The organism is Leadbetterella byssophila DSM 17132, from assembly GCF_000166395.1.
GTDB lineage: Bacteria > Bacteroidota > Bacteroidia > Cytophagales > Spirosomataceae > Leadbetterella > Leadbetterella byssophila.
This window is the reverse complement of record NC_014655.1, coordinates 1,043,317-1,067,189: the sequence shown is the minus strand read 5'-3', so window position 1 is coordinate 1,067,189 and position 23,873 is coordinate 1,043,317. Positions and strand designations below refer to the sequence as shown.

The 23,873-nt window shown below is 40.4% G+C and carries 20 protein-coding genes and 1 other RNA gene; 14 read left to right on the top strand and 7 right to left on the bottom strand.

The genetic code is table 11. The features are described from left to right. Positions 1 to 3: 3 nt before the first annotated feature. Positions 4 to 228, bottom strand: coding sequence for a hypothetical protein (locus LBYS_RS05035; RefSeq protein ID WP_013407799.1), 225 nt, complete (start codon positions 226 to 228; stop codon positions 4 to 6). Between the two features lie 55 nt (positions 229 to 283). Next, positions 284 to 1,684, bottom strand: a complete 1,401-nt coding sequence (gene fumC / locus LBYS_RS05030) for a class II fumarate hydratase (protein WP_013407798.1) — start codon at positions 1,682 to 1,684, stop codon at positions 284 to 286. 144 nt (positions 1,685 to 1,828) lie between these two features. Between fumC and LBYS_RS05025 the strand changes: the two genes are divergently transcribed. From LBYS_RS05025 to LBYS_RS05015, 3 genes are all read left to right on the top strand, one after another. Continuing rightward, complete coding sequence (locus tag LBYS_RS05025) at positions 1,829 to 3,061, top strand: nucleoside permease (protein WP_013407797.1); 1,233 nt, start codon at positions 1,829 to 1,831, stop codon at positions 3,059 to 3,061. Between the two features lie 61 nt (positions 3,062 to 3,122). After that, positions 3,123 to 3,878, top strand: a complete 756-nt coding sequence (gene truA / locus LBYS_RS05020; protein ID WP_013407796.1) for a tRNA pseudouridine(38-40) synthase TruA — start codon at positions 3,123 to 3,125, stop codon at positions 3,876 to 3,878. Continuing rightward, positions 3,875 to 4,819, top strand: coding sequence for an L-threonylcarbamoyladenylate synthase (locus tag LBYS_RS05015; protein ID WP_013407795.1), 945 nt, complete (start codon positions 3,875 to 3,877; stop codon positions 4,817 to 4,819). The genes truA and LBYS_RS05015 overlap by 4 nt, the downstream gene beginning before the upstream one ends. A 2-nt stretch (positions 4,820 to 4,821) precedes the next feature. Here the strand turns inward: LBYS_RS05015 and LBYS_RS18180 are convergent, their stop codons facing one another. Continuing rightward, positions 4,822 to 7,224 (bottom strand): OmpA family protein, encoded by a 2,403-nt coding sequence (locus tag LBYS_RS18180; RefSeq protein ID WP_013407794.1) that lies wholly within the window; start codon positions 7,222 to 7,224, stop codon positions 4,822 to 4,824. A gap of 15 nt (positions 7,225 to 7,239) precedes the next feature. Between LBYS_RS18180 and LBYS_RS05005 the strand changes: the two genes are divergently transcribed. The 5 genes from LBYS_RS05005 to LBYS_RS04985 all read left to right on the top strand — a co-directional run bounded on the left by LBYS_RS05005 (position 7,240) and on the right by LBYS_RS04985 (position 12,976). Continuing rightward, on the top strand, positions 7,240 to 7,914 hold the full coding sequence (locus LBYS_RS05005) for a WbqC family protein (RefSeq protein WP_083794550.1): 675 nt from the start codon (positions 7,240 to 7,242) through the stop codon (positions 7,912 to 7,914). 32 nt (positions 7,915 to 7,946) lie between these two features. Further along, positions 7,947 to 10,475: an ATP-dependent Clp protease ATP-binding subunit gene (locus LBYS_RS05000; protein ID WP_013407792.1), complete on the top strand. Its 2,529-nt coding sequence runs from the start codon at positions 7,947 to 7,949 to the stop codon at positions 10,473 to 10,475. 77 nt (positions 10,476 to 10,552) lie between these two features. Beyond that, positions 10,553 to 11,689 carry an Lnb N-terminal periplasmic domain-containing protein gene (locus tag LBYS_RS04995; protein ID WP_187287925.1) on the top strand — a complete coding sequence of 379 codons (1,137 nt, stop codon included), beginning with the start codon at positions 10,553 to 10,555 and terminating at the stop codon, positions 11,687 to 11,689. Next, on the top strand, positions 11,670 to 12,455 hold the full coding sequence (locus tag LBYS_RS04990) for an inositol monophosphatase family protein (protein ID WP_013407790.1): 786 nt from the start codon (positions 11,670 to 11,672) through the stop codon (positions 12,453 to 12,455). The genes LBYS_RS04995 and LBYS_RS04990 overlap by 20 nt, the downstream gene beginning before the upstream one ends. Then, positions 12,455 to 12,976 carry a YfiT family bacillithiol transferase gene (locus LBYS_RS04985; protein WP_013407789.1) on the top strand — a complete coding sequence of 174 codons (522 nt, stop codon included), beginning with the start codon at positions 12,455 to 12,457 and terminating at the stop codon, positions 12,974 to 12,976. The genes LBYS_RS04990 and LBYS_RS04985 overlap by 1 nt, the downstream gene beginning before the upstream one ends. Here LBYS_RS04985 and LBYS_RS04980 read toward each other — a convergent pair. Next, positions 12,963 to 13,727: a queuosine precursor transporter gene (locus tag LBYS_RS04980; RefSeq protein ID WP_013407788.1), complete on the bottom strand. Its 765-nt coding sequence runs from the start codon at positions 13,725 to 13,727 to the stop codon at positions 12,963 to 12,965. The genes LBYS_RS04985 and LBYS_RS04980 overlap by 14 nt on opposite strands. Before the next feature lie 502 nt (positions 13,728 to 14,229). On the opposite strand from LBYS_RS04980, the gene rsmI reads away from it, so the two are divergent. From rsmI to ltrA, 6 genes are all read left to right on the top strand, one after another. Continuing rightward, the gene (gene rsmI, locus LBYS_RS04970; RefSeq protein WP_013407786.1) at positions 14,230 to 14,922 is read left to right on the top strand and encodes a 16S rRNA (cytidine(1402)-2'-O)-methyltransferase; all 693 of its coding nucleotides are present in this window, start codon (positions 14,230 to 14,232) and stop codon (positions 14,920 to 14,922) included. Then, positions 14,912 to 15,655: a 3-oxoacyl-[acyl-carrier-protein] reductase gene (fabG, locus tag LBYS_RS04965; RefSeq protein WP_013407785.1), complete on the top strand. Its 744-nt coding sequence runs from the start codon at positions 14,912 to 14,914 to the stop codon at positions 15,653 to 15,655. The genes rsmI and fabG overlap by 11 nt, the downstream gene beginning before the upstream one ends. A 7-nt stretch (positions 15,656 to 15,662) precedes the next feature. Then, on the top strand, positions 15,663 to 17,723 hold the full coding sequence (locus tag LBYS_RS04960) for a hypothetical protein (RefSeq protein WP_013407784.1): 2,061 nt from the start codon (positions 15,663 to 15,665) through the stop codon (positions 17,721 to 17,723). A 5-nt stretch (positions 17,724 to 17,728) separates the two neighbouring features. Beyond that, on the top strand, positions 17,729 to 19,075 hold the full coding sequence (locus LBYS_RS04955) for a DUF4403 family protein (RefSeq protein ID WP_187287924.1): 1,347 nt from the start codon (positions 17,729 to 17,731) through the stop codon (positions 19,073 to 19,075). Positions 19,076 to 19,096: 21 nt separating this feature from the next. Beyond that, positions 19,097 to 19,433, top strand: an RNA gene (gene rnpB / locus LBYS_RS18510) — RNase P RNA component class A. Positions 19,434 to 20,049: 616 nt separating this feature from the next. Beyond that, complete coding sequence (gene ltrA, locus LBYS_RS04950; RefSeq protein ID WP_049781317.1) at positions 20,050 to 21,324, top strand: group II intron reverse transcriptase/maturase; 1,275 nt, start codon at positions 20,050 to 20,052, stop codon at positions 21,322 to 21,324. 79 nt (positions 21,325 to 21,403) lie between these two features. Here the strand turns inward: ltrA and LBYS_RS04945 are convergent, their stop codons facing one another. The 3 genes from LBYS_RS04945 to LBYS_RS04935 are packed head-to-tail and all read right to left on the bottom strand — an operon-like array spanning position 21,404 to position 23,635. Further along, positions 21,404 to 22,021 carry a LysM peptidoglycan-binding domain-containing protein gene (locus LBYS_RS04945; RefSeq protein ID WP_013407781.1) on the bottom strand — a complete coding sequence of 206 codons (618 nt, stop codon included), beginning with the start codon at positions 22,019 to 22,021 and terminating at the stop codon, positions 21,404 to 21,406. A 1-nt stretch (position 22,022) separates the two neighbouring features. After that, on the bottom strand, positions 22,023 to 22,511 hold the full coding sequence (gene purE / locus LBYS_RS04940; protein WP_013407780.1) for a 5-(carboxyamino)imidazole ribonucleotide mutase: 489 nt from the start codon (positions 22,509 to 22,511) through the stop codon (positions 22,023 to 22,025). After that, positions 22,508 to 23,635: a 5-(carboxyamino)imidazole ribonucleotide synthase gene (locus LBYS_RS04935; protein ID WP_013407779.1), complete on the bottom strand. Its 1,128-nt coding sequence runs from the start codon at positions 23,633 to 23,635 to the stop codon at positions 22,508 to 22,510. The genes purE and LBYS_RS04935 overlap by 4 nt, the downstream gene beginning before the upstream one ends. Positions 23,636 to 23,873: the final 238 nt, after the last annotated feature.

Sequence of the window (23,873 nt, the reverse complement as noted above, 5' to 3'; positions counted from 1 at the left end):
ATCTTATTTGTATATCAATGAGAATAGATAATGTGCAAGTGATTTTCCACCTTCACGAGCTTTTTCCTTAGTGGTTTCAGCCCAGTTAGTTTCACTTACTTGTGTAATCTCTGAAGACTGTTTATTTTCAGAAGCCGCAACCGTATGCTGATAAGCAGTATGATATACCATCACTCCTAAAAGTAGAGTAACACAGCATAAAAGGATCAACAAGGCGTATTTCTTCATTTTCCTAGAGATTATATAGCAAAAGTACAAATAATACTTGAATAATACAAGAAAATCAATTGATTTTTCCTACCATATCCTCAGGTTTGACCCACTGATCAAATTCTTCAGCAGTCAGGTATCCTAAAGCAATTGCAGTTTCCTTCAAAGTGCTTCCGTTCTTATGTGCGGTTTGTGCAATCTCTGCCGCTTTATAGTAACCTATTTTTGTATTAAGAGCCGTTACTAGCATAAGGGAATTATTCACGTGTTTGGTGATATTTTCCTTTAAAGGTTCGATCCCTACTGCACATTTGTCATTGAATGACACACAGCTATCTCCTATTAGACGGGCGGAATGCAGGAAGTTATAGATCATCATCGGTTTAAACACGTTTAATTCGAAGTGACCTGTAGCCCCACCGACGTTAATAGCAACGTCATTACCCAATACCTGAGCGGCTACCATGGTCATGGCTTCGCACTGCGTAGGGTTAACTTTACCCGGCATGATAGAAGAACCTGGCTCATTATCTGGGATATGGATCTCACCAATACCTGCTCTTGGTCCGCTGGATAGCATACGGATGTCATTACCAATCTTCATCAAGCTAACGGCTACTGTTTTTAGTGCTCCGTGAGCTTCAACGATAGCGTCATGTGCAGCTAAAGCTTCAAATTTGTTTTCTGCAGTAACAAAAGGTAAGCCGGTTAATTGAGCGATTTTCTCTGCTACTACTTCAGCATATCTTGGGGGCGTATTGATGCCTGTACCTACAGCCGTTCCACCTAAGGCTAGTTCGGAAAGGTGAGCTAAAGTATTTTTAATGGCTTTTAAGCCATGGTTCAACTGCGATACATAGCCTGAGAATTCTTGTCCTAGGGTCAATGGAGTAGCATCCATGAAGTGGGTTCTACCTATTTTCACAATACCCATGAACTCTTTTGATTTTTTCTCTAGAGTATCTCTCAGCTTTTCAATACCAGGGATGGTTACTTCAACTAACATCTTGTACGCCGCGATGTGCATAGCGGTAGGGAAGGTGTCATTTGAAGATTGAGACTTGTTTACATCGTCATTAGGATGGATGAACTTTGTTTTATCTGTTAAGTTTCCTCCTTTTAAAACGTGGGCTCTGTAAGCAATCACCTCGTTACAGTTCATGTTTGACTGAGTCCCTGAACCCGTTTGCCATACTACTAGTGGAAATTGATCATCCAACTTTCCATCAAGGATTTCTTGACAAACATTGCCTATTAAATCCGCCTTCTCTTGGTCTAGCACTCCACATTCAAGGTTTGCAAGGGCTGCACCATGTTTTAAATAGGCGAATGCCCTGATGATTTCTTTGGGCATTTTATTGATGTCCTGCGCAATTTTAAAGTTTTCGATAGAACGCTGTGTCTGGGCACCCCAATACACATTAGCGGGTACTTGAACCTCGCCCATCGTGTCTTTTTCTATTCTGAATTCCATTCGCTGGTATTGATTTTATGATGTGCAAATTTACCAGTCTGTGTTTGAATTATCAAGGAAATCAGGAATTGCAGTAGTATATCCTTGTGGTGACGGATTTTTTACTAAATTGGCTCGATTTTAAAACTATTATACCTAAAAACTATGAGTGGACTTATTCGTTTTAAGTTGTCTTTTATGATGTTCCTTGAATTTTTTATTTGGGGATCATGGTTTGTGACGCTTGGTACTTATCTAGGAAAAAACCTGAATGCTACAGGTGCTGAGATTGCGAACATCTTCGGTACTCAATCTTGGGGAGCCATTATTGCACCATTTATTGTAGGTCTTATAGCAGACCGTTACTTTAATGCAGAGCGTATTCTAGGTATACTTCATTTAGTAGGTGCCGGTTTGATGTATTTGATGTACAGTGCTGGTACTGCGGGTGAATTTTTCCCATATGTATTAGGTTACATGATTCTTTTCATGCCTACCCTTGCCTTAGTCAATTCCATTTCATTTAGACAATTAAATGATCCCGAAAAAGAGTTTTCCGGCATCAGAATCTGGGGAACTATTGGTTGGATCTTAGCCGGTTTAGCGATCAGCTTCGTTTTTGCCTGGGATTCAGGGGAATCCATTGAAGCGGGTGCATTAAGAAATACCTTTTTGATGGCTTCAATTGTATCTGCTGTATTAGGTGTGTATAGTTTTATCCTTCCTTCAACACCCCCTACTAAGAGTGCAGGTGATAATAGTTCAGTTTCAGACATCTTAGGCTTAGAGGCATTACAGTTGTTGAAAGATAAAAACTTCTTGATCTTCTTTATTTCTTCTATTTTGATTTGTATTCCTTTAGCGTTCTATTATCAGTATGCAAACCCGTTCTTAAATGATATCGGGATGCAGAATCCTACCGCTAAGATGACTATTGGTCAGATTTCTGAAGTATTATTCCTATTGGCCTTACCTATTTTCTTCAAGCGTTTTGGCTTTAAGAATACCATCTTAATCGCCATGTTAGCATGGGCACTGAGATATGTGATGTTTGCGTATGGAGATGCAGGACAATTCAGCTTTATGTTATTGATAGGTATTGCTTTACACGGGATCTGCTATGACTTTTTCTTTGTGGCTGGGCAGATTTATACAGACGCTAAAGCTGGACTAAAATATAAAAGTGCTGCTCAAGGTTTGATATCCTTGGCTACCTATGGGGTAGGTATGATGATAGGTTTCTGGGCAGCGGGTCTTATAGCCGACCATTATACTAGCATAAAAGAAACGAATATTGCTCAGTTTTGGCAGCAAGTTTGGGTTATTCCGGCCGGAATTGCAGTGGCCGTCATGGCCTTCTTCTTCCTCTTCTTTAAGAGTGAGAAGGTAGAATCTTAAGAGAAAGGCGCAGTTAAGTACTGCGCTTTTTTTTTGTACCTTTGCGAGAAGTTTTACGGCATTGAGATACTTTATTGAAATTTCTTACTTGGGTACCCATTTCCATGGTTGGCAGATCCAGCCCGGGGCAGATACTGTACAGGGGGAACTAGAGAAAGCCCTTAGCACGGTGCTGAATGCGCCTATTTCAATCATGGGAAGTAGTAGGACTGATACGGGTGTTCATGCGCGCCAGCAATATGCCCATGTAGATTTACCTCAGGAGATCCATGCCGGTTACATTCAGCGCTTGAATCGTTTTCTACCTAAGGACATTACCATCAAGAATTTTTATCCTTTAAGTGATGAAGCACATGCTCGCTTTGACGCTACGGGTAGAAAATATATTTACAGGATTCTTCATTCCAAAGATTCTTTCCAACAGTGGATTTGTGCGCATTATTCCAGAAGGCCGGATGTTGATGCCATGAATAAGGCTGCGAAAATCCTTTTTCTGCACACCGACTACCAAAGTTTTAGTAAGGTTAAGACAGATGTCACCACCTTTGACTGTACCATAACGGAAGCAGTGTGGAGATATGTGGATGAGCGATTAGAATTTCATATCTCAGCCAACAGGTTTCTAAGAGGTATGGTGAGAGCTGTGGTGGGTACTTTACTGGAAGTAGGTTATGGGAAAATTGGATTACAGGAATTTGAAAACATCATTCTGGCTAAGGATAGAACAAAAGCCGGAACGGCTGTAAAAGCGGAGGGCTTAACTTTAGAAAGAGTGTACTATCCGGAGGGATATTTTAATAAGGGAGGTTTGATATGACAGAGGTAGGTAAGGATATACAAAAGGCAAAAGCAATTTTGGAAGCGGGTGGCTTAGTTGCTATTCCAACGGAGACGGTCTATGGTTTAGCTGCAAATGCCTTGAATCCCAAGGCTGTGGCGAAGATCTTTGAAGCTAAGAATCGCCCGTCCTTCGATCCTTTAATAATACATATTTCGACATTTGCAGAATTATACAAATATACTTCGCAAAGCTTAGGTCAATTAACAGAAATTGCGAATAAATTTTGGCCTGGGCCGCTTACGGTGCTTCTGCCTAAAAGGGATATTATTCCTGACGTGGTAACTTCAGGCTTAGAAAGAGTAGCGGTAAGGGTACCACAACATGAGCTAACTTTATCTTTGCTAAGTAGTATTGATTTCCCTTTAGCGGCACCTAGTGCTAATCCTTTTGGATATGTATCACCGACTACGGCTCAGCATGTCTATGATCAGTTGGCTGGCAAAGTGGATTATATTCTAGACGGAGGTCCCTGCCAGGTAGGAGTTGAATCAACCATCATAGGCATTGAAGTTGCGGATTTGGTGGTTTATCGGAAAGGTGGTTTAGCCATAGAAGATCTGGAACGGAATTTTGAAGGGAAGGTTAGGGTGAATGACTTTTCTGCCTCTAATCCCAGTGCTCCGGGCATGTTGAAGAAGCATTATTCCCCGGATAAGCAGGTGCTCGTCTATAAAGAAGGTGAATCATACGATAAAGAAACCGCATTTTTAAGATTTTCTTCTCCCATTTCAGGGTATTCTTATCAGTTTGTTCTTAGTGAAAGTGCTGATCTTGCAGAAGCTGCGGCAAGGTTATTCCAAGGTTTGAGAGCATTGGATCAAATGCCGGTAAAGACCATTGTCATTGAATTTGTACCGGAAGTAGGTCTGGGAAGGGCTATAAATGATAGATTAAGGAGGACCATAGCGGAAGAATAATTCTATTCTTCCACTACTTTTACTTCGATTCTTCTATTTACTGCGGCATCATTCGGATCTATAGGTTCAGCTGATCCTTTTCCGGCAGTTGTAATTCGTGAGGATGCAATGCCCTTATTGAATAGCCAGTTGGCTACCGTCCTCGCTCTAAACTCAGACAATCTTACGTTTTGTCTTTCATCTCCGGCCTTTTCGGTATGGCCAATAATTTCGATTTTTACGTTAGGATGGTCTTTCATAAACTGAAGCACCTCTGCTAGCTTGTCTTCAGATCCCGGTAACATGGTAGTTTGACTCTGTTCAAAATTCACCCCGGTTAGCACATAGCTCTTACCTACCTTAGCCTCCATCTTTTCCGGTGCCGTAGGGAGCGGAGTCAGGGTTATGTTAGCCTCCATTTGCGCCACTTGGCTTCTATTCAGTGAGCCTATGTAGGGATGGTAACCAGGTACGTTTATCTCCATATCTAGGAGTTGAGCAGGGTCAGTTAGTAGGTGATACACTCCATCCTCCCAGGTTCCTTTGATGGTTTTGCTCTTTCCCTGAGTGATCACGATCTTGGCCTTGTTCGATTGCTCCTCTGTTAGACTAGGGGTAAACTTGAGTGCTAAAGGGTAAGTAGATTTTCTTAATGCCAGAGGCTCTCCATTGAAGGCTGCCACTTTTAGAGATTTCGTTTCGTATCCCTCTGCTTCGAATTTAAGATCTAAAGCTGCATTTGGTAAGAAGGTTGCTTTAAATCCATCTTCTGTGGAATTTAAAGGCACCTGCTTGTTTGCGGCATTATTCACGAATAGAGATTTTACAACTATTTTTTCTTTGGTGTAATCATCTATGAACTGGAAGGTGTATTCTTGAAGACCACTTGGTTCTAATTTGATGATATGGCTTCCTTCTTGATTACTTGTTGGGGCTGAATAATTTTGGTATCCCTCCGCTTTGATATCCAAAGAATAACTTTGTCCTGCAATCACTTTTGTAGCTAGATAAGTTCCTTTGCTTGCGTTATATAGGGTTTCAACGGGCTGTTTATTTGCATCTAGCAGGAATAGTTGGCTTTTCAATATAGGTTTCTCTGTGTAAGAATCTATTAGGCTGTATTCCTGAGAGACATAGTGAATGGTAGGCAACTTCTTCAAGGGTAAATTCACTGTTCCGGCATCATTTACGTCTACACTTCCACTTATCCTCTCGTATCCTGGAGCGGAAAGATCGTAGGTAAGGGTATGTTTTTCGTAGAAAGTAAATGTAAGATCTTTGCCTTCAACTATTTTCCCATCTTCTGTTTTAATGGTCAAAGAGGGGCTGGGTATAGGTGATTTTGTTTCCTGATCGAGCACTACGAAAGTAGTCTGGTACGGAGGAGTGATTTCTAGCGTTATAGGTATGATTTGTCCTTTAGCTCTTACTGTATTTTCCTTGTGTGAATAAGAGCCTCCATTTTCTGATTTGTAGGTGAATTCATACGTTCCTTCTTCCTTTGGAACGAAGTTTTGACCTGTATAAGCTTGTAGTACTTCTCCAGTAGGTGATTTTACCTCAATATTCGCTTTTGTATCAGCTTTGGTTCTAAGATTGACTACTTTAATGGTGAAAGCAGCTAGGCTGATTGGGGTTAGTTCGAGGGTAATTTGATTTTGTTCCAGATCCAGAGATTTCTGTAAGGGTTCAAAGCCAGGTGCTTCAATATTGATGCTAATTTTTTGGCCTTTATCCGCATTCAGGACTTTTGTTCTTTCTTCCCATACTAGATTCTTTCCTAGAACTTCAAATTTTGAAAAGGACGTGATTTCTTGTCTGCTTTCTTTATTGATGGCGAGTAGCTTAAAAGTAGATGGAAGAGGGTCTAGGCTAACCAATATTTCTTGATCTTTAGAAGGATCTATGTGGGTGGATAATCGTTTAGATTGATATCCTGCTGCAGAGATTGAAAGTTGGTACTCGCCCTTTTCAGTGACTGAAATATCTATGGGTGAATTAGTGGTACTGTATTTTTGATTTAGGTTTAATCCGCTAAGATCAACCTGTGCCGTAATCGGTGTGTTCGACTTTGAATCAACTACCGCAAGGCGCGTAGAAGTAAAAGATTTTGGATTGAGTTTAATCTCCAGAATGTCTTCATCGTAAAGCAGTTCTGTGTCAAAACTCTGAGTTTCACTATAGAAGTTTCCGGCTTCAGCTATTACTTTTAATTCTCCTCCTTTCAGGATTTCATAGAAGCTTTTCTTCTTATCAGATTTCAATGGAATGTTCTGATCTCTATAGGCCACTTTAATACCGGCATTCTTGATTTCTGAGCCATCTAAACTGTTGACTACCCGTACTTGTAGACGGATTTTTTCAACATCTTGAGCATAGCTTAAAGTAGAGATGGCAATAGCACCTAAAAATAACCTGAATTTCATCAAACTTTTATATCTTTGAAAAGTTCAAATATAACGGATGTTCTTAACGGAACGTCTATAAGTGGCTTCCTAAAAATAGAAAGAATGATATTTTCATGTGATTTTTTTCCATGCATAGATTATATGCGGCACTTACTTCGGGAGGAGGAGTTTTGGTTGAATACTGGGGAACAATATATCAAGCAATCGTACCACACGCGTGCTTACGTGTTAGGTCCACACCAAGTGGAAGTACTTTCTGTTCCCGTCAAAAAGTACAGCAATCATGCTTTGATTAAAGATATTCAAATAGATAATTCAAGTGATTGGGGTAGAAAGAATTGGAAGACTATAGAGAATTGTTATAGAAATAGTCCCTATTTTGAGCATTTTGAACCATATATATATCCGCTTTTTTCTAAAAAATACGAGGAATTACTGGTGTTAAATAAGGAATCGCTGACAATATGTCTTAAATTAATGAAGGTAAAAAAGACAATTTGTCACCAAGATTTTTCGTATTATGATTATAAAGACCAATTTATTAGATTTAACGCGAAAAGAAGGGAAGAGAATGCGGACAATTTGCCATTTTTGAGCTATCCACAAAACTTTGGCAGCGCGTTTGTGTCTAATCTAAGTATTCTTGATCTACTATTTATGAAGGGTTTAGAAAGCCGTGATATAGTGATGGGGAATATTTTTGTTTAAAATTTTGTTATAGAAAAAATAGAATTAAAATAATGGAACCCAAGTTTTCGCAACGAGTAAAAGAGGTTATATCTCTGGCAAAAGAAGAGGCCTTACGTTTGGGTCATGACTACATCGGGACTGAGCATTTGATACTTGGGATGATCAGAGAGGGAGAGGGATTAGGTTTAGGTCTAATCCAAAAGGCCGGAGTAAATCCGGAAGAGCTTAGACTCTCCATAGAAAATTCCACACGGGGCACGGCTACGAACACCATTAAGAATCTAGCCAATATTCCGCTTACGCGACAGTCTGAGAAAGTACTTAAGATTACACATCTAGAGGCGAAGATATTTAAGTCTAATGTTATAGGTACAGAACATCTATTATTAGCTGTATTGAGAGATGATGACAACTTAGGATGTCAAATTCTGCACAAATTTCATGTAGACTACAAGTTGATTAAGGAGATGTTAGAGTACCAACTTACGGGCATTGAACCGAGGATGGAAAGTCAGGATACAGATGATGAGGATAAGAACTTTGGCAGTGGAAGTGGCTTTGGTCAAAAGTCTGATACCAAAAGTGGGGAGAAATCCCGTACGCCTATTTTAGACAATTTTGGTAGAGATCTTACCAAGATGGCGGAGATAGGTAAACTAGATCCTATCGTAGGTAGAGAGAAGGAAATTGAGCGTGTGGCTCAGATTCTGTCTAGAAGAAAGAAAAATAATCCTATCCTTATTGGTGAACCTGGTGTAGGTAAAACCGCCATTGCTGAAGGTTTGGCCCTTAGGATTGTGCAGAAAAAGGTATCACGAGTATTGTTTGGCAAGCGAGTGGTAACCTTGGATTTGGCTTCTCTTGTGGCCGGTACGAAGTACAGAGGTCAGTTTGAGGAAAGAATGAAGGCGGTGATGCAGGAGATTGAAAAGAATCCGCAGATCATTCTGTTTATCGATGAGATACACACCATAGTGGGAGCCGGTGGCGCTTCAGGTTCTTTGGATGCTTCTAATATGTTCAAACCGGCCTTAGCACGTGGAGATATCCAATGCGTAGGTGCCACTACTTTAGATGAGTATCGTCAATACATAGAAAAGGACGGAGCTTTGGCCAGAAGATTCCAGATGGTAATGGTAGATGCTACTTCTATTGATGAGACCATTGAGATCTTGCATAATATTAAGAGCAAATATGAGGATCATCATAATGTGACCTATACAGATGAAGCCATTGAATTGGCGGTAAAATATTCTGAACGTTATATTACGGATAGATTCCTACCGGATAAAGCCATTGATGTGATTGACGAGGTGGGTGCGAGGGTTCACATTAAGAATATCAACGTGCCTCAAGAGGTTGTGGATCTGGAAAATGCGGTTGAGGAAATCAAGCAGGAGAAAAACCGAGTAGTGAAGAGTCAACGCTATGAGGAAGCTGCTCAGTTGAGAGATAGAGAAAAGAAATTGATCGATCAATTGGAAAATGCGAAAGCTGCTTGGGAAGAAGAATCTAAACGTCAGCGATTTAATGTGACCGAAGATCACGTGGCAGAGGTAATCGCCATGATGACCGGAATTCCGGTTAAGAGAGTGAACATGAATGAAGGGGAGAAAATCCTTAACATGGGTCAGAATCTGAAAGGTAAGGTTATAGGTCAAGATCCGGCCGTTGAAAAGCTAGTAAAGGCTATTCAGCGTACCAGGGTAGGATTGAAAGATCCTAAAAAGCCTATTGGATCCTTCATATTCTTGGGACCTACCGGGGTAGGTAAGACGGAGTTAGCTAAGAAATTAGCTGAATATCTTTTCGACAAAGAAGATGCTCTGGTAAGAATAGATATGAGTGAATACATGGAGAAATTCAGTATTTCTCGATTAGTAGGAGCGCCTCCGGGATATGTAGGATATGAAGAAGGAGGTCAATTAACCGAAAAGGTGAGAAGAAAACCTTATTCCGTAGTGCTTCTGGATGAGATTGAAAAGGCACATCCTGATGTGTTCAATATTCTACTTCAAGTGCTAGACGACGGTATTTTGACAGATTCACTGGGTAGAAGAGTGGACTTCAGGAATACCATTATCATCATGACTTCCAATATTGGAGTTAGAGATCTGAAGGATTTTGGTTCGGGTATTGGATTTGCTACAAAATCCAGAATGGAGAATCAGGACGATATGGTGAAATCCACTATTCAAAACGCCTTGAAGAAATCATTCTCTCCTGAATTCCTGAACCGTTTGGATGATGTGATTGTGTTTAATTCTCTGTCTAAAGAAGATATCTTTAAGATCATTGATATTTCATTAGGTAAACTATTGAGCAGAATTCAAAACTTAGGATATTCCTTAGAATTAACAGAGAGTGCTAAATCTTTCTTGTCTGAAAAAGGTTATGATCAGCAATATGGAGCCAGACCTTTGAATAGAGCTATTCAAAAATATGTGGAAGATCCATTAGCTGAAGAAATTCTAAGAGGAAATTTAAGTGAAGGAGATACTATTCTGGTGGACCATCAGGAAGGTGAAGAGCAATTGAGCTTTTCCAAAAAGTCTAAAACAGAAGAAGTTGAACCATAAATTCAAAGTTTTTGAAAAAGGCGCGTGAGCTAAGCTTGCGTGCTTTTTTTTGTTTATTTTTACCAAAAAATCTGCTTGTGAGGCTAATATTTTTACTTCTATTCTCGTTTTCTGCGTTTGCGCAGACCCTTAGCCCTTCTTCCAGGATTTCCTTGTTAACCATTTCTCCGGGGGAGGAATTGTATTCAACCTTTGGACATAGTGCTATTAGAGTCTGGGATCCCGCTTTAGGTATAGATGTAAACTATAATTATGGATCATTTGATTTCAACGCTCCTGGTTTTTATTTAAAGTTTGTTCGAGGGTATTTGGACTATATGATTACCTCTCATCCCGCTTATTTAGAATTTGAATATTGGAATAGAGAAAACAGAAAGATTACTGAACAAGTTTTGAATCTTAGTTTGGCGCAAAGACAAAGGGTTTATGAGTTTTTGGAAAACAATCTGAAGCCGGAAAATAAGAATTATAGATATAAATTCTTTACGGACAATTGCAGTACTAGATTGAGAGATGTACTGCAAATAGCGGCTGGAGATAGTTTAGTGTTTAATCAAGCCTTGAACGCAGACTCCACTTATAGGCAGTGGATAGATAAATATGCCCATGAAAACGGGAAGTCTTGGGCTGATTTTGGGATGGATTTGGCTATTGGTGCTGATTCCGACAAAAAAACGGGTTGGGCAGATGCCATGTTTATTCCAGATAATTTGATGAAGGCTGTAGATCAGGCCAAGGTTTTAACGGTGAAAGGAGAAGAAAATCTGGTTATTCTTAAAAGAGATTTGAATCAAATTTCTGAGATAACGAAGCAGCAAGGTATGAGTCCTGTTGTTTTCTTCGCTTTATTTGCGGTTTTAATGTTTTTTCTGAATAAAGCGGGGGTGGGTCATGGATTTGATAAGTTTTTGTTTAGTGTTTTAGGGATAGCCGGATGGATCTTACTTGCCCTCTGGTTTTTGACGGACCATGGGGTGACCAAATACAATTGGAACCTGCTTTGGGCGTCACCATTAGTTTTTCCTGCTATTCTCAGTAAGCGTACGTGGTCGAAATATGCATTCCGAATATATGGTTTAGGATTACTCCTGTTCATGGTAGCAGCAGTGTACTATTGGGGTTTTAATTTACAAAATGGATTAGTGTTCCTATGGATAGGGATTGTATTGCGTACCTGGCAAAAGATAAAAAGAGATGGAATTAGAAAAGATTAAGGATTTATTAGTGGAGACCGCCATAGAAGCGGGAAGTTTTATTAGAAAGGAAGCGGAGGGTTTCCAAAGTCAAGCGATAGAATACAAAGATGTCAATAATGTGGTGTCCTATGTAGATAAAGAAGCCGAAAAAAGGATAGTAGAAAGACTTTCCCAGTACGTAGGGGTAGGATTTATCACAGAAGAGGAGACAGCTGAAACCTCAGACAAGGATGGATACAATTGGATCATAGATCCCTTAGACGGTACGGCTAATTTTGTACATGGCGTTCCGCATTATTCCGTGAGTCTTGCTTTTGCTAAAGGAAAAGAGGTTCTGGCCGGAGTAGTATATCATGTTCCTGCTAATGAAGTGTATTCTGCAATCAAGGGTGGAGGAGCCTACAAAGGGGATAAGAAGTTGCAAGTGTCTAAAGCTAAGGTATTAGGTGAAACCTTGATGGCTACGGGTTTTCCTTATTACAGGTTTGAAGAAATGCACCGTTATATCAAGATCTTAGAAGAACTGATGCAGGGAACGCATGGTTTGAGAAGGTTTGGTTCTGCGGCTCTGGATTTAGCATTTGTAGCAGAAGGAAGATATGACGGCTTTTTCGAATATAATTTAAATAGTTATGACATGGCTGCAGGTGTACTCCTAGTGCAGGAAGCAGGAGGTGTGGTTACTGACTTTAAGGGTGGAGACAAGTATCTGTTCGGAGGGGATGTGGTAGCAGGTGGTGCCAGTCATGAAGCCTTATTGCAAGTCATCAAAAAATACTGGTAATGGAAAACCTTAAGTATCCCATTGGGCCGTTTGATTTCGAACGGCCTTATAAAGTTAGTGACGCTGCAGAAGCTGTGGCTCATTTAAAAAGCTTCCCAGGCCAACTCATAGTTAGAGTTAAAGATTTGACAGATGAACAATTGGCTTTAACGTATAGGCCGGGTGGATGGAGTGTCAGACAGATTCTTCATCATTACCCGGATTCTCATCTTAACCTTTATACCCGCTTAAAATTTGCCTTGACGGAAGATAAGCCTAGTATTAAAGGGTATAATGAGGCGCTTTGGGCGACTACTCCAGATTATAAAGGAGACATCGCTTTGCCTTTGAGCTTTTTGAAAGCCATACATGGAAAGTTAGTGGCTATTATGGAAGAGATGACCGAGGAGCAGTGGATGCGAACCTACTTCCATATGGAGTATCAGAAGACCTTCGTGCTGAAAGATGTGGTACAATTGTACAAGTGGCATTGCGACCATCATTTGGCCCATATAGAACTAGCTTTATCTACGAGTAAGTAGCTTCTTCGATGAGTTCCTCTGATCTCTCTTTACCCAGGTATTTGTCGATAGCAAAGTGTAAGAGATAGATGAGGGGCGTGACTAAAATAGCCACTGCAAATTTGTAAATGTAGTTAACGGAGCCCACTGCTAATATTTGTTTGAATTCCCAGTTGCCAAAGACATAAAAGGCCACGAAAATTACTAAGAAGCTATCCAGTAGTTGGGAAAATACGGTAGATCCGGTGGCTCTCAACCAGATGTGTTTATTATTAGTTAGTAGGCGAAGTTTCTTAAAGATATAAGCATCAGTGATTTGTCCCAGGAGGAAGGCAAGGATACTTCCAATGATGATTCCCATGCCTGAATTCAAGATAATGGAATAGGCATTGTTAATATTTAAGGGGTAGCCTTCGGCATCCGTTTGATTTAGTTCTACCCAGAAGGGGGCCGGTGGCAGGGCGGAAGCTCCATAAAGGACGAAAAAGGTATAGGCTATTAATACGGTGGTGATATAGGAGATCATCTTTACTCCTTTGACTCCGTAGTATTCATTGATCAAATCTGAGATGATAAATACTATGGGCCAGTTAAGCACCCCTGCTGACATGTTAAAATCCAGGGTGAAGCCTAGGAGTTGGATATGCGCAGGCTTCATTCCTAGAAGAGCCTCTACGGAAAAGATTTTTGAACCTATGATTTCAGCCGTAACCGCATTTGTGATGAAAAATCCGCACAGAATGATGAGTAAAATGGTCTTACGGTTATTCATAGGAAAATTTTTGATGGTAAATATAGGAAATGATATTTTCACTTGGGAATAATTTTACCTATCTTGAATCCATAAAATCTATTCGCTATGCAAAAAATATTGAAAGCCTTATTGGCTGGCTGGGGAGCCAAAAAATTTGGGGGAGGGTGTGTTGGTACCATCATAGTCTTCCTTTTAATTTGGTGGTTGCTCGGAAAATTTGGAATGTAAGATTCGCTTTGAAAACTATACTTGCGGATATAAAATTCTGATAATTAAGGAAATGTTAAGTTGCTGATACACATTGTGGATATGTGGAAAACAAGTGGGTTTAACATATTTTGCAAAAACAAATATTATAGGATAATTTTATCCCGAAAAAGGCAAAATTAGTATGTGTTAAATAGTAATATATTGATATCTAAATAGTTGCTAACACCACACATGTGCATAAGTTTTAAGACATTTCGAGTGAATTCCCGGTAAAATTGCCGGGAAAGATTTTTTTTAATAGCTAGTAATCATGCAGTTGATTTTGGTCCCTACGCCTATAGGAAATTTAAAGGATATTACGCTTAGGGCGTTAGAAGAGTTGAAGAGTGCCGATTTGATTTTAGCGGAGGATACTCGTACTTCAGGAGTGCTTTTGAAGCATTACGAGATAAGTAAGCCTTTGCAGAGTTATCATATTTTCAATGAGCACAAGACGGTGGAGAAGGTGGTGGATCAGATCAAGTCAGGGAAGAAGGTAGTTTTGGTTTCAGATGCGGGTACGCCTGCCATTTCTGATCCAGGATTCCTATTAGTGCGGACTTGTTTAGAGCATGGAATAGATGTTCAATGTCTTCCTGGAGCTACGGCATTTGTGCCGGCCTTAGTGATGTCTGGTTTGCCTTCAGATTCTTTTGTATTTGAAGGATTCTTACCGGTAAAGAAAGGGAGACAAACGAAGTTGACGTTTTTGCAGGCGGAAAAGAGAACCATGATCTTTTATGAGTCGCCACATCGAATTATTCGTACATTAGAAGATTTTAAGACCTATTTTGGAGAAGATCGAAGAGCTTCGGTAAGTAGGGAGATATCAAAACTATATGAGGAGACCGTTCGGGGCACTTTGTCAGAAATTCTTGCTATTTTTGCACAGAAAGCTCCGAAAGGGGAAATTGTAGTCGTAATTGAAGGAAATAAAAACCAATCAGACAAAAATGAAATTTGAAAACAAGACCGTTTTAATCACAGGTGCCTCTAGAGGAATAGGCAGATCTATTGCGGAGGAATTTGCAAAAAATGGTGCAAATGTTGCTTTTACTTATTTATCGTCCGTAGAAAAGGGTCAGGCTTTAGAGAAAGAATTAGGAGAGTTTGGGACAAAGGTTAAAGGATACCGTTCTGATGCTTCCTTATTTGAAGAGGCTGAAACGTTGGTAAATGCGGTTGTTGCAGATTTCGGTAAAATTGATGTTTTGGTGAACAATGCCGGTATTACGAGAGATACTTTGTTGATGAGAATGAGTGAGGAGCAATGGGATGAGGTGCTTCGTGTAAATTTGAAATCTGTGTTTAATCTAACGAAAGCCGTTACTAAGCCTATGATGAAGGCTAAATACGGTTCTATCATCAACATATCATCTGTTGTTGGAATTATGGGAAATGCTGGGCAGGCTAATTACTCTGCTTCAAAAGCGGGGATGATTGGTTTTACAAAGTCTATAGCTAAGGAATTAGGATCTAGGAATATTCGTTGTAACGCCATAGCTCCGGGCTTTATAGAAACGGAAATGACCGGTGAATTAAACGAAGCCCAGTTAGCAGAATGGACAAAGTCTATTCCATTAAAAAGAGCGGGTCAAGGTTCAGATATAGCAAAGGCTTGTACTTTCCTTGGATCAGATGATGCTGCTTACATTACAGGACAGGTTCTTGTAGTGGACGGTGGATTATTAATGTAATGGAGTGATGAAGTCAGAATTCGTTTCCCAGACATCTGGCGGGTATTATTTGCTTTGTTTGTTAGTAGGGGTGGCGTATGCTGGCTTCTTTTATTATAGAGCCAAAATATTGAGTAAAGAGCAAAAGTGGATACTTGCAGTGATCCGCGGCACTTTAGTCAGTATTTTGGCTTTCTTGCTTTTAAATCCTTTATTCAAGACCTTAAGTGCACTTACGCTTAGGCCTAAAGTGGTTTTGGTTTTGGATGATTCAAGAAGTATGAAAAACGCAGAGAAGTGGAAAGACGTATCTGCTTCTTGGGAGGCACTCCGAAAAGGTCTAGAAAGTAAGGGTTTTGAAACCCAGACGGTAACTTTGGAAGGAGTGGAAGGCGTAGAGCTGTCTAATGCTGCTTTTACAGGCAGAAAGACGGCTTTAGCAAATGGACTAAATGCGCTTAAGGGTAATTTTGAAGGTCAACATTTAACAGATGTTATCCTCCTATCTGACGGTATAATGAATGAAGGACTTTCTCCTACCTTCTTCCAATACCCTTTTCGTATTCATACTTTAGGGGCAGGAGATTCCACGGTTAAAAAGGATGCGTACATTCAAGGCATTTCGGCAAATAAGATTGCCTATCTGGGAAATGATTTTACAGTTCAGGTCGAAATAGGTTCTTATCTTCTAAAGGGTAGGAATTCCAAGATTGAAATTAGGGATAATTCCGGTCAGGTTTTAAGCTCTTCTCCCGTGAATTATAAGACGGATGATGATTATCAGTCGGTTTCTTTCAAACTACCTGCCAAGCAGGAAGGCAAACAAAGGTTTGTAGCTGTCTTGGGCGGAGTAGAAGGCGAACATACTTTAAAAAACAATACGCGTGAATTTTTTGTAGATGTGGTGAATGGTAAAGAGAAGATACTCCTTCTTGCAGCGTCTCCGCATCCGGATTTGAAAGCTATCAAAAGTATTATTGATAAGAATGAATGGTTTGAGTTGAAGACCAAAATAGTTCAGGAAGCGGATATAAGCAGTTTGAAGAATGAGGTTTTTGATGTGCTAATTCTACATCAATTTCCGGATAGGGCTGGTTTGCACACTCGCTTCTTGTCTGAGCTGTTAGTCCGACAAAAACCGGTGTTTTTCTTTCCCGCTAGTCAGTCGGACTGGTCCTTTTTCAATGGAATGCAGAATGTAGTAAGTGTAGTCACACAGCTAGGGAAAGTTGATAAGGTAAACGGTATGTTTAATCCCGGCTTCCAGCTGTTCAATGTGCCAAGCTCGAATCTGTTTGCAGATTTACCTCCAATAACTGTTCCTTTTGGCGTTTACAGTGCTTTGACAGGTACAGAGGTCATCATGCAGCAATATATCTCAGGAATAAATACGGGCAGGCCGTTATTAGCCGTGAACCTTAGTGGAACGAGGAAGATGGCTGTTTTTCTGGGTGATGGTTTGTGGCACTGGCGTATGGAGGAGTTTGCGCAAACGCAGCAGCACGGAATTATAGATGAATTGATCTTAAAAACGCTGCAATTGATAGCGTTGAAAGAGGAAAAGGGTAAACTTAGAATTTATCCTGTGAATGAGGTTTTTCAGGTAGATCAAAAGGTGAGTTTTGCTGTAGAGATGTACAATGATTTGTACGAGAGAATTTACGAGCAGGATATAGAGTTAAGAATCAAGGGGCCATCAGGGGAGAAGAAATTTGATTTTAGAATTACGCCTGATCATTCCAGGTTTGAGCTCTCCACTTTACCAGCCGGAGTTTATACTTATGAAGGGAAAAGTAAGAATGAAAAAGCCGGGGGACAATTTGTGGTGAGCGACAGCGATATTGAATTGCAGAACACTACGGCTGATTTTAGTTTATTGAGAACCATAGCATCTGAAAATAATGGAAGTTTTCTATTGGCTAAGGATTTATTGGAACTCAGAAATGTGATTAATAAGGAAAATGTTCCGAATAAATTGGTGACTCAGGAAGATTTAAGAGACATCATACATTTCAAGTGGATTTGGTTCGTTTTAATAGTATTAGTTAGCGTGGAGTGGATATTGAGAAAATATTGGGGCTCCTATTGATGAAAATGAAGAAGTTATTCGTGGGATTTCTGCTGCCGTTTAGTTTGGCTGCACAAAATGTTAATATACCCATGGTATTTGAGAAAAAACCGTCCACTATTAGTATTCCTTTAGATATTTCTTTGGAAGACATTCAGAATCAGATTAATTTGGGTCTTCCGGATTTGATTTATGAAGACAATAGTTTTGCTGATGACGGTCTTAAAGTGAAGGTTTGGAGGAAGGGAAATCTCATCTTTACAGAGAACAAAGACGGAACCTTGACCTATGAAGTTCCCCTTAAGGTTTGGGCACAAAAGGAAATTACGGTCTTGGGCATTTCTCAAGCTCCAAGTACAGACTTTGAAATAAAGATCAAATTTGCATCGAAGTTTCGGATCAGTGAAGATTATGAATTGATCACGCAAACTAAAGGGCTAAGTTTTACTTGGATTACAAAACCCGTCTTAAAGAGTAGTTTGGTAGATGTGCCTATTGGTCCAATAATAGGGAGGGTAATCACCAGTAATATGCCTCTATTTGCAGAGCAGATTGATGAAACCATACGTAAGAATTACTCTCTTAAACCTTATGTGATTGAGGCTTGGAACGTAGCAAAACGTCCTATTCAGGTCTCTGAAGAATACAATACCTGGTTTAGGGCAGATCCCTTAGAAGTGATTTCTACACCTTTACAATCTGTGGGGGCAAGTATTAAAGGGACGATTGGGATTAAAATTTTTCTGGAAACTTTTGTAGGAACTCCCTTGTACACCCCTTCTATGGTGGTAGAAGTTCCTAAATTGAAGATGGTCAATGCTATTCCGGAGGAATTTGAGGTGCAGTTAGTAAACGTTATATCCTACGAACAAGCCAACGAGATATCCAGAAAGATGTTCTTGGACGAGACTTTTGAGTTCAAGAATGGGAAGTACAAGATTGTGGTGAAGGATCTGGTGGTGGCGCATGAGAATGAAAATATTGTTTTTCAAATTCAAACTACGGGAAGTTTCAAAGGGCAGATTAAGATACAGGGAATTCCGGTTTATGATCCTGAGAAGAAGAGCGTGGTGCTGAAGGATGTGAAATTAGATGTTAAGACGCGAAATATCTTGCATAAAGCCGCAGCATGGCTTCTGGAAGGTACTTTAGAGAAAAGGATAGCTGAGGAGTTTGCTTTGCCATTAGAAGAGATTATAGAGTTCTCTAAAAAGAGTGTATTAGAGACGGTTAATTCGGAATTAAGCAAGGGGATTAGGATGAAGGGGCAGATTATATCTGTTAATCCTGATCAGGTGATTGTAACGGAAGAGGCTATTCTAGCGGTGGTGAATTCCCGGGCAAAAGTCCAATTAATAGTGAAGGGTATGTAAAATCCTTGTACCTTTGTACTCCTTACAAGTCGATCTGTCGCTCCGCAAGGGGAGGAAAGTCCGAACAGCACAGGGTATCATGCTACCTAACGGGTAGGGGGGAGTAATCCCTACAGCTAGTGCCACAGAAAATTACCGCCTTGTAAAAGGTAAGGGTGAAAAGGAGGTGTAAGAGACCCCCACGGCTACTGCGAAGTAGACGGTATAGGTAAACCTCATGAGCTGAAAGACCAAATAAACCGGCATTGAAGAGCGACCCGCTCTAGTCGGAGGGTAGGTTGATAGAGAACGTGGGCGACTGCGTTCCTAGATAAATGACAGAATAGAACAGAATTCGGCTTACGGACTTGTAAGAGAAGGGGCTACCCACGTGGATAGCCCCTTTTTTGTGTGCCCAGCATGGTCAATAACTCTAGGGTGTAAGTCCCGAACACGCCTTTACAGTGGGAAGTGTTAGCTTATGACAAGGGTGTCCACCGCGAGGTGGAATCCGAAGGAAGTCTGAGGCAAAACCTCGATCCGACGAACAGAAACTACATACAAGGCCGCAAGTGTTGGGTGAGGCTGCAAAACAAGCCGAAGCCCTAAACTGTACGGAAACACTATGGTAAATGTAGCGGATACATGAGGTGAAAGTTATTGTTCTTACCTGGGGAGATCTGACTAAACTCTGTCAAAGGTATACGCGAATGCCCGCGAAGAAACATATAGCAGAATAATAATGCTAGTATGCTTTAGTCAGAAGTCAGCAGAGGACATAGTACCCTGTTTCTCTACTTTATACAGGGGAAGGTCTGAATGTTAGAATGGCAAAGGAACCATGAAGTTTATGACGAAGTGTTAAAAGCCGAACCACATAAGAGAACTGCTTGCATGAGGGTAGGTCGGAAATTGATAGTAAAATGCAAGAGGAGCTTAGCTGAGTCGTGCAACGAAGTGGACACAATGCCTGAGGTTTTTTTTTTAGTAATACTATGTTGGAAGAGATATTACACATCCGAAATGTCAAACACGCAGTTGATCGTGTCATCTCTAATGGAGGTGCTAGCGGAGTTGATGGTATGCAGATCGATAATCTTCGTGACTACCTTAACACGCACTGGCAATCCCTGCGATCGGATATTCTCTCTGGTACTTACCGCCCACAAGCTGTTCGGAAAGTAGAGATTCCCAAAGCAAGTGGCGGCAAGCGTATGCTGGGTATCCCAACGGTCATCGACCGTGTTATTCAGCAAAGCATTTCCCAATGGCTTGGATTAAAGTATGAGGGTGATTTTCACGATAACAGCTACGGCTTCCGTCCGAACCGTAATGCTCATCAGGCCGTCAGTAAAGCGCAAGAGTATCTGAACTTGGGCTACACGTGGGTCGTTGAACTTGATTTGGAACAATTCTTCGATCAAGTGAACCACGACATACTGATGCATCTTTTGAGCAAGAAGATTACGGATCATCGAGTCCTAGCCCTGATCGGGAAATACCTTCGTTGTGGGATTATGGATCATGGTCTTGAACAAAAGCGAACCAAGGGCACACCACAGGGTAGTCCTTTAAGTCCACTTTTGTCAAACATCATCCTGAACGAACTGGACAGGGAACTCAGCTCCCGTGGACATCGATTTGTACGCTATGCGGATGACTGTAGTATCTACGCGAAGAGCAATAAATCCGCCACTCGTATTATGCGCAACATCACCAGTTACATCGAATCTACACTAAAGCTGAAAGTGAACCGTGAAAAGAGTAAGGTAAGCAAACCTTCCCAAAGTAGTTTACTCGGCTTTAGTTTCTTCAAAACTCAAGGAGATTGGCAGATTCGTATCTCTGCAAAGAGTATCGAACGAATCCGAGAGAAGTTACGTCAAAATACTCGACGTAATACAGTTACTCCTATGCATGAGCGACTGACTAAACTACGGCAAATTATTCACGGCTGGGTGGATTACTTTCGTATAGCAACGAATAAGAAGGTGATGGTAGCACTAGATAACCTAGTGCGAAGACGCTTGCGTGTTCTGCTTTGGAAGCAATGGAAGACCGCAGGTAATCGAATTCGGAACTTAATGAAACTGGGAGCCAAACGCTGGCTTGCCTACCAACATGCGAACACCCGTAAATCCTATACTCGGACAGGGACAAGCCCTATCGTTCAAACAACGCTAACAAACTCATACTTTACTAAATTAGGTTACGAAGGATTTGCAGACTACTATTACTGGAGAACAACGCATCAAACGACGTTATTCTAACAAACCGCCTTGGTACGGATCCGTATGCCGGGTGGTGTGAGAGGACAGATAGGGAAATAATCCCTATCTTCCTACTCGATTATATCTTATTCTTGTGAGGGATAAGGAGTTTTTCTCCTCTCTCTGCAAAGTTTTTCTTTTTGCCATTGGCGGCCATTAGGGCTTCTACGGAGATTCCATATTTATTGGCTACCACTCTTAGGATATCGCCAGGTCCTACAGTATGAACGGCTTGTACGGGAACTTTTAATTTAGTTACGCCTTCCTTTATCAAAGATGGGTTTACATCGGGATTAAGGGCCTGCAGATTATCTGAGCTAGTATTGAATTTATTAGCAATAGCAAAAAAAGTTTCACCTGCTTTTACAGTATAAGTAGATGTTTCTCCTTTATATGAAGTCGTTGGTTTTTCAACTACAGGAGTTACCTCTTTTTTCTTTTCCTCTTTCTTTTCAGGCTCTGGAAGAGTAACTTCTTCTACAATATCCTCATCTTCCTCTTCTACCGGTTTTTCGTCCACTTGAACCAAATCAGAGTCAATGCTCTTCATGTCTACAATATTGCTGGCATCGTCTGACATAAGATTCCATCCTGCGTATAGCAGAAGGACAACTATGGCAAATAAAATGACTAGAACTACGGCAGGGGTGTTACTTGCTCCCTGCTTTGGTTTTCTATTTCTTTCTTCATATTCCATATTATTGAAAGCTGTTTTTTAGTTCTTGGTTCATTTGGTCTACTTTTGCTTTTAGCTCTTCCTTATATTCCATTAACTTTAGTGCAATAGAAGGGGAAGAGGTCGCTAATACCTGGGTAGCTAAAATACCCGCATTAGTGGAAGCGTTTAGGGCTACTGTAGCTACAGGCACACCTGAAGGCATTTGTAAAATGGATAATACAGAATCCCACCCATCTATAGAATTTGATGATTTTACCGGTACGCCTATAACAGGTAAGATGGTACAGGAGGCAACCATTCCAGGTAAATGTGCAGCACCTCCGGCACCTGCTATAATGACTTTTAATCCTCTTTCTGCTGCTGTTTCAGCATAGTTTACCATTTTTTGTGGAGTCCTATGTGCAGAAACAATCTCTATTTCATAGGGAATTCCAAACTTTTCAAAGATGTCTACTGCCCCTTGCATCACTTTTAAATCAGAGATGCTTCCCATTATTATGCCTATCATTGAGCGATTATTTTCAGATTGTTCTGTACAAAATTCACCTTTTCTTTTAAGTTTTCAAAATCATCTGCCAAAATACTGACATGTCCCATTTTCCTGAATGGTTTGGTGATTTTCTTCCCATAAAAGAAGGGATATGCATGTTCTAAAGCCAGGATTTTATCCAATCCTTCTACTTTTGCTATTCCTGTATGTCCTTCCTCTCCCAAAATATTAACCATGGCAGATAAGGAATGTGGAGTAGGATCTCCTAAAGGTAAATTTAGGATAGCTCTCCAGTGTTGATCAAATTGAGAGACTACATTTGCTTTCTGCGTTTGATGCCCACTATTATGCGGTCTTGGCGCTACCTCATTGACCCAGATCTTTCCTTCTTTATCAAGGAACATTTCTACAGCCAATAAGCCTACTATACCGAATGCTTCAGCTGTTTTAATAGCTACTTCCTCAGCTTGTTGAGCAGTAGAAGCCTCTATGTTAGCAGGCGAGAATTGGTATTCCACAAGGTTAGCTGTAGGGTGGAATACCATCTCTACGACAGGGAAACACTTCATTTCTCCATTCTCATTCCTTGCAATTATAACGGCAAGTTCCTTTTCAAAGTCTACGAACTTCTCTAGAATTCCTTCTGCATCAAAAGCTTTATCTAGATCTGCTTCTGATTTTAGCAACTGCACACCTTTTCCATCGTATCCCCCTACACCTAGCTTGTTAACTGCGGGTAAAAAGTCTTTATTCGCGATAATTTCATCCCGATTTTTAACTTTTATAAAAGGGGATGTTGGAATGTTATGTGATACAAAGAAGTCTTTTTGAGTACGTTTATTTTGGATGGTTTCTATGACTGAAGGTTGAGGGAAGACCTTTTTGCCTGCGGCTTCCAAGTCTTTCAAAGCCTGAATATTAACGTTTTCTATTTCTATGGTGATAACATCCAGGTCTTTTGCGAATTCCATTACGGTATTATAATCTGTTAGGGATCCGCAAGTAAAGTTTTTTGTCCAAACTGAACAGGAGCATTCTGGGTCTGGGTCAAGTATTGAAATATTTAAGTCTAAATCCAATGCAGTTTGCAGTAGCATCTTACCCAATTGACCACCGCCTAAAATACCAATTCTCTGTTTCATTCTCGTTTTATGATCTTACAAAATAAGCATAAATAGTAGAAATAACCTTGTTTTGTTAGGTATAAATTCGAAGCTCTTAAGTCTGAATATATGTGTTTGATAGCGAAATTGCTAGAGTTAAACTTCGCAAAAAGGTTATAAGCAGGTAAAATAGAGAAATAATTGTATATTTATATAATTGTACAAGTACTACAGTATAAAGGTTTATTTTTTACTTTGGAGGTATGCTTGTATTTTG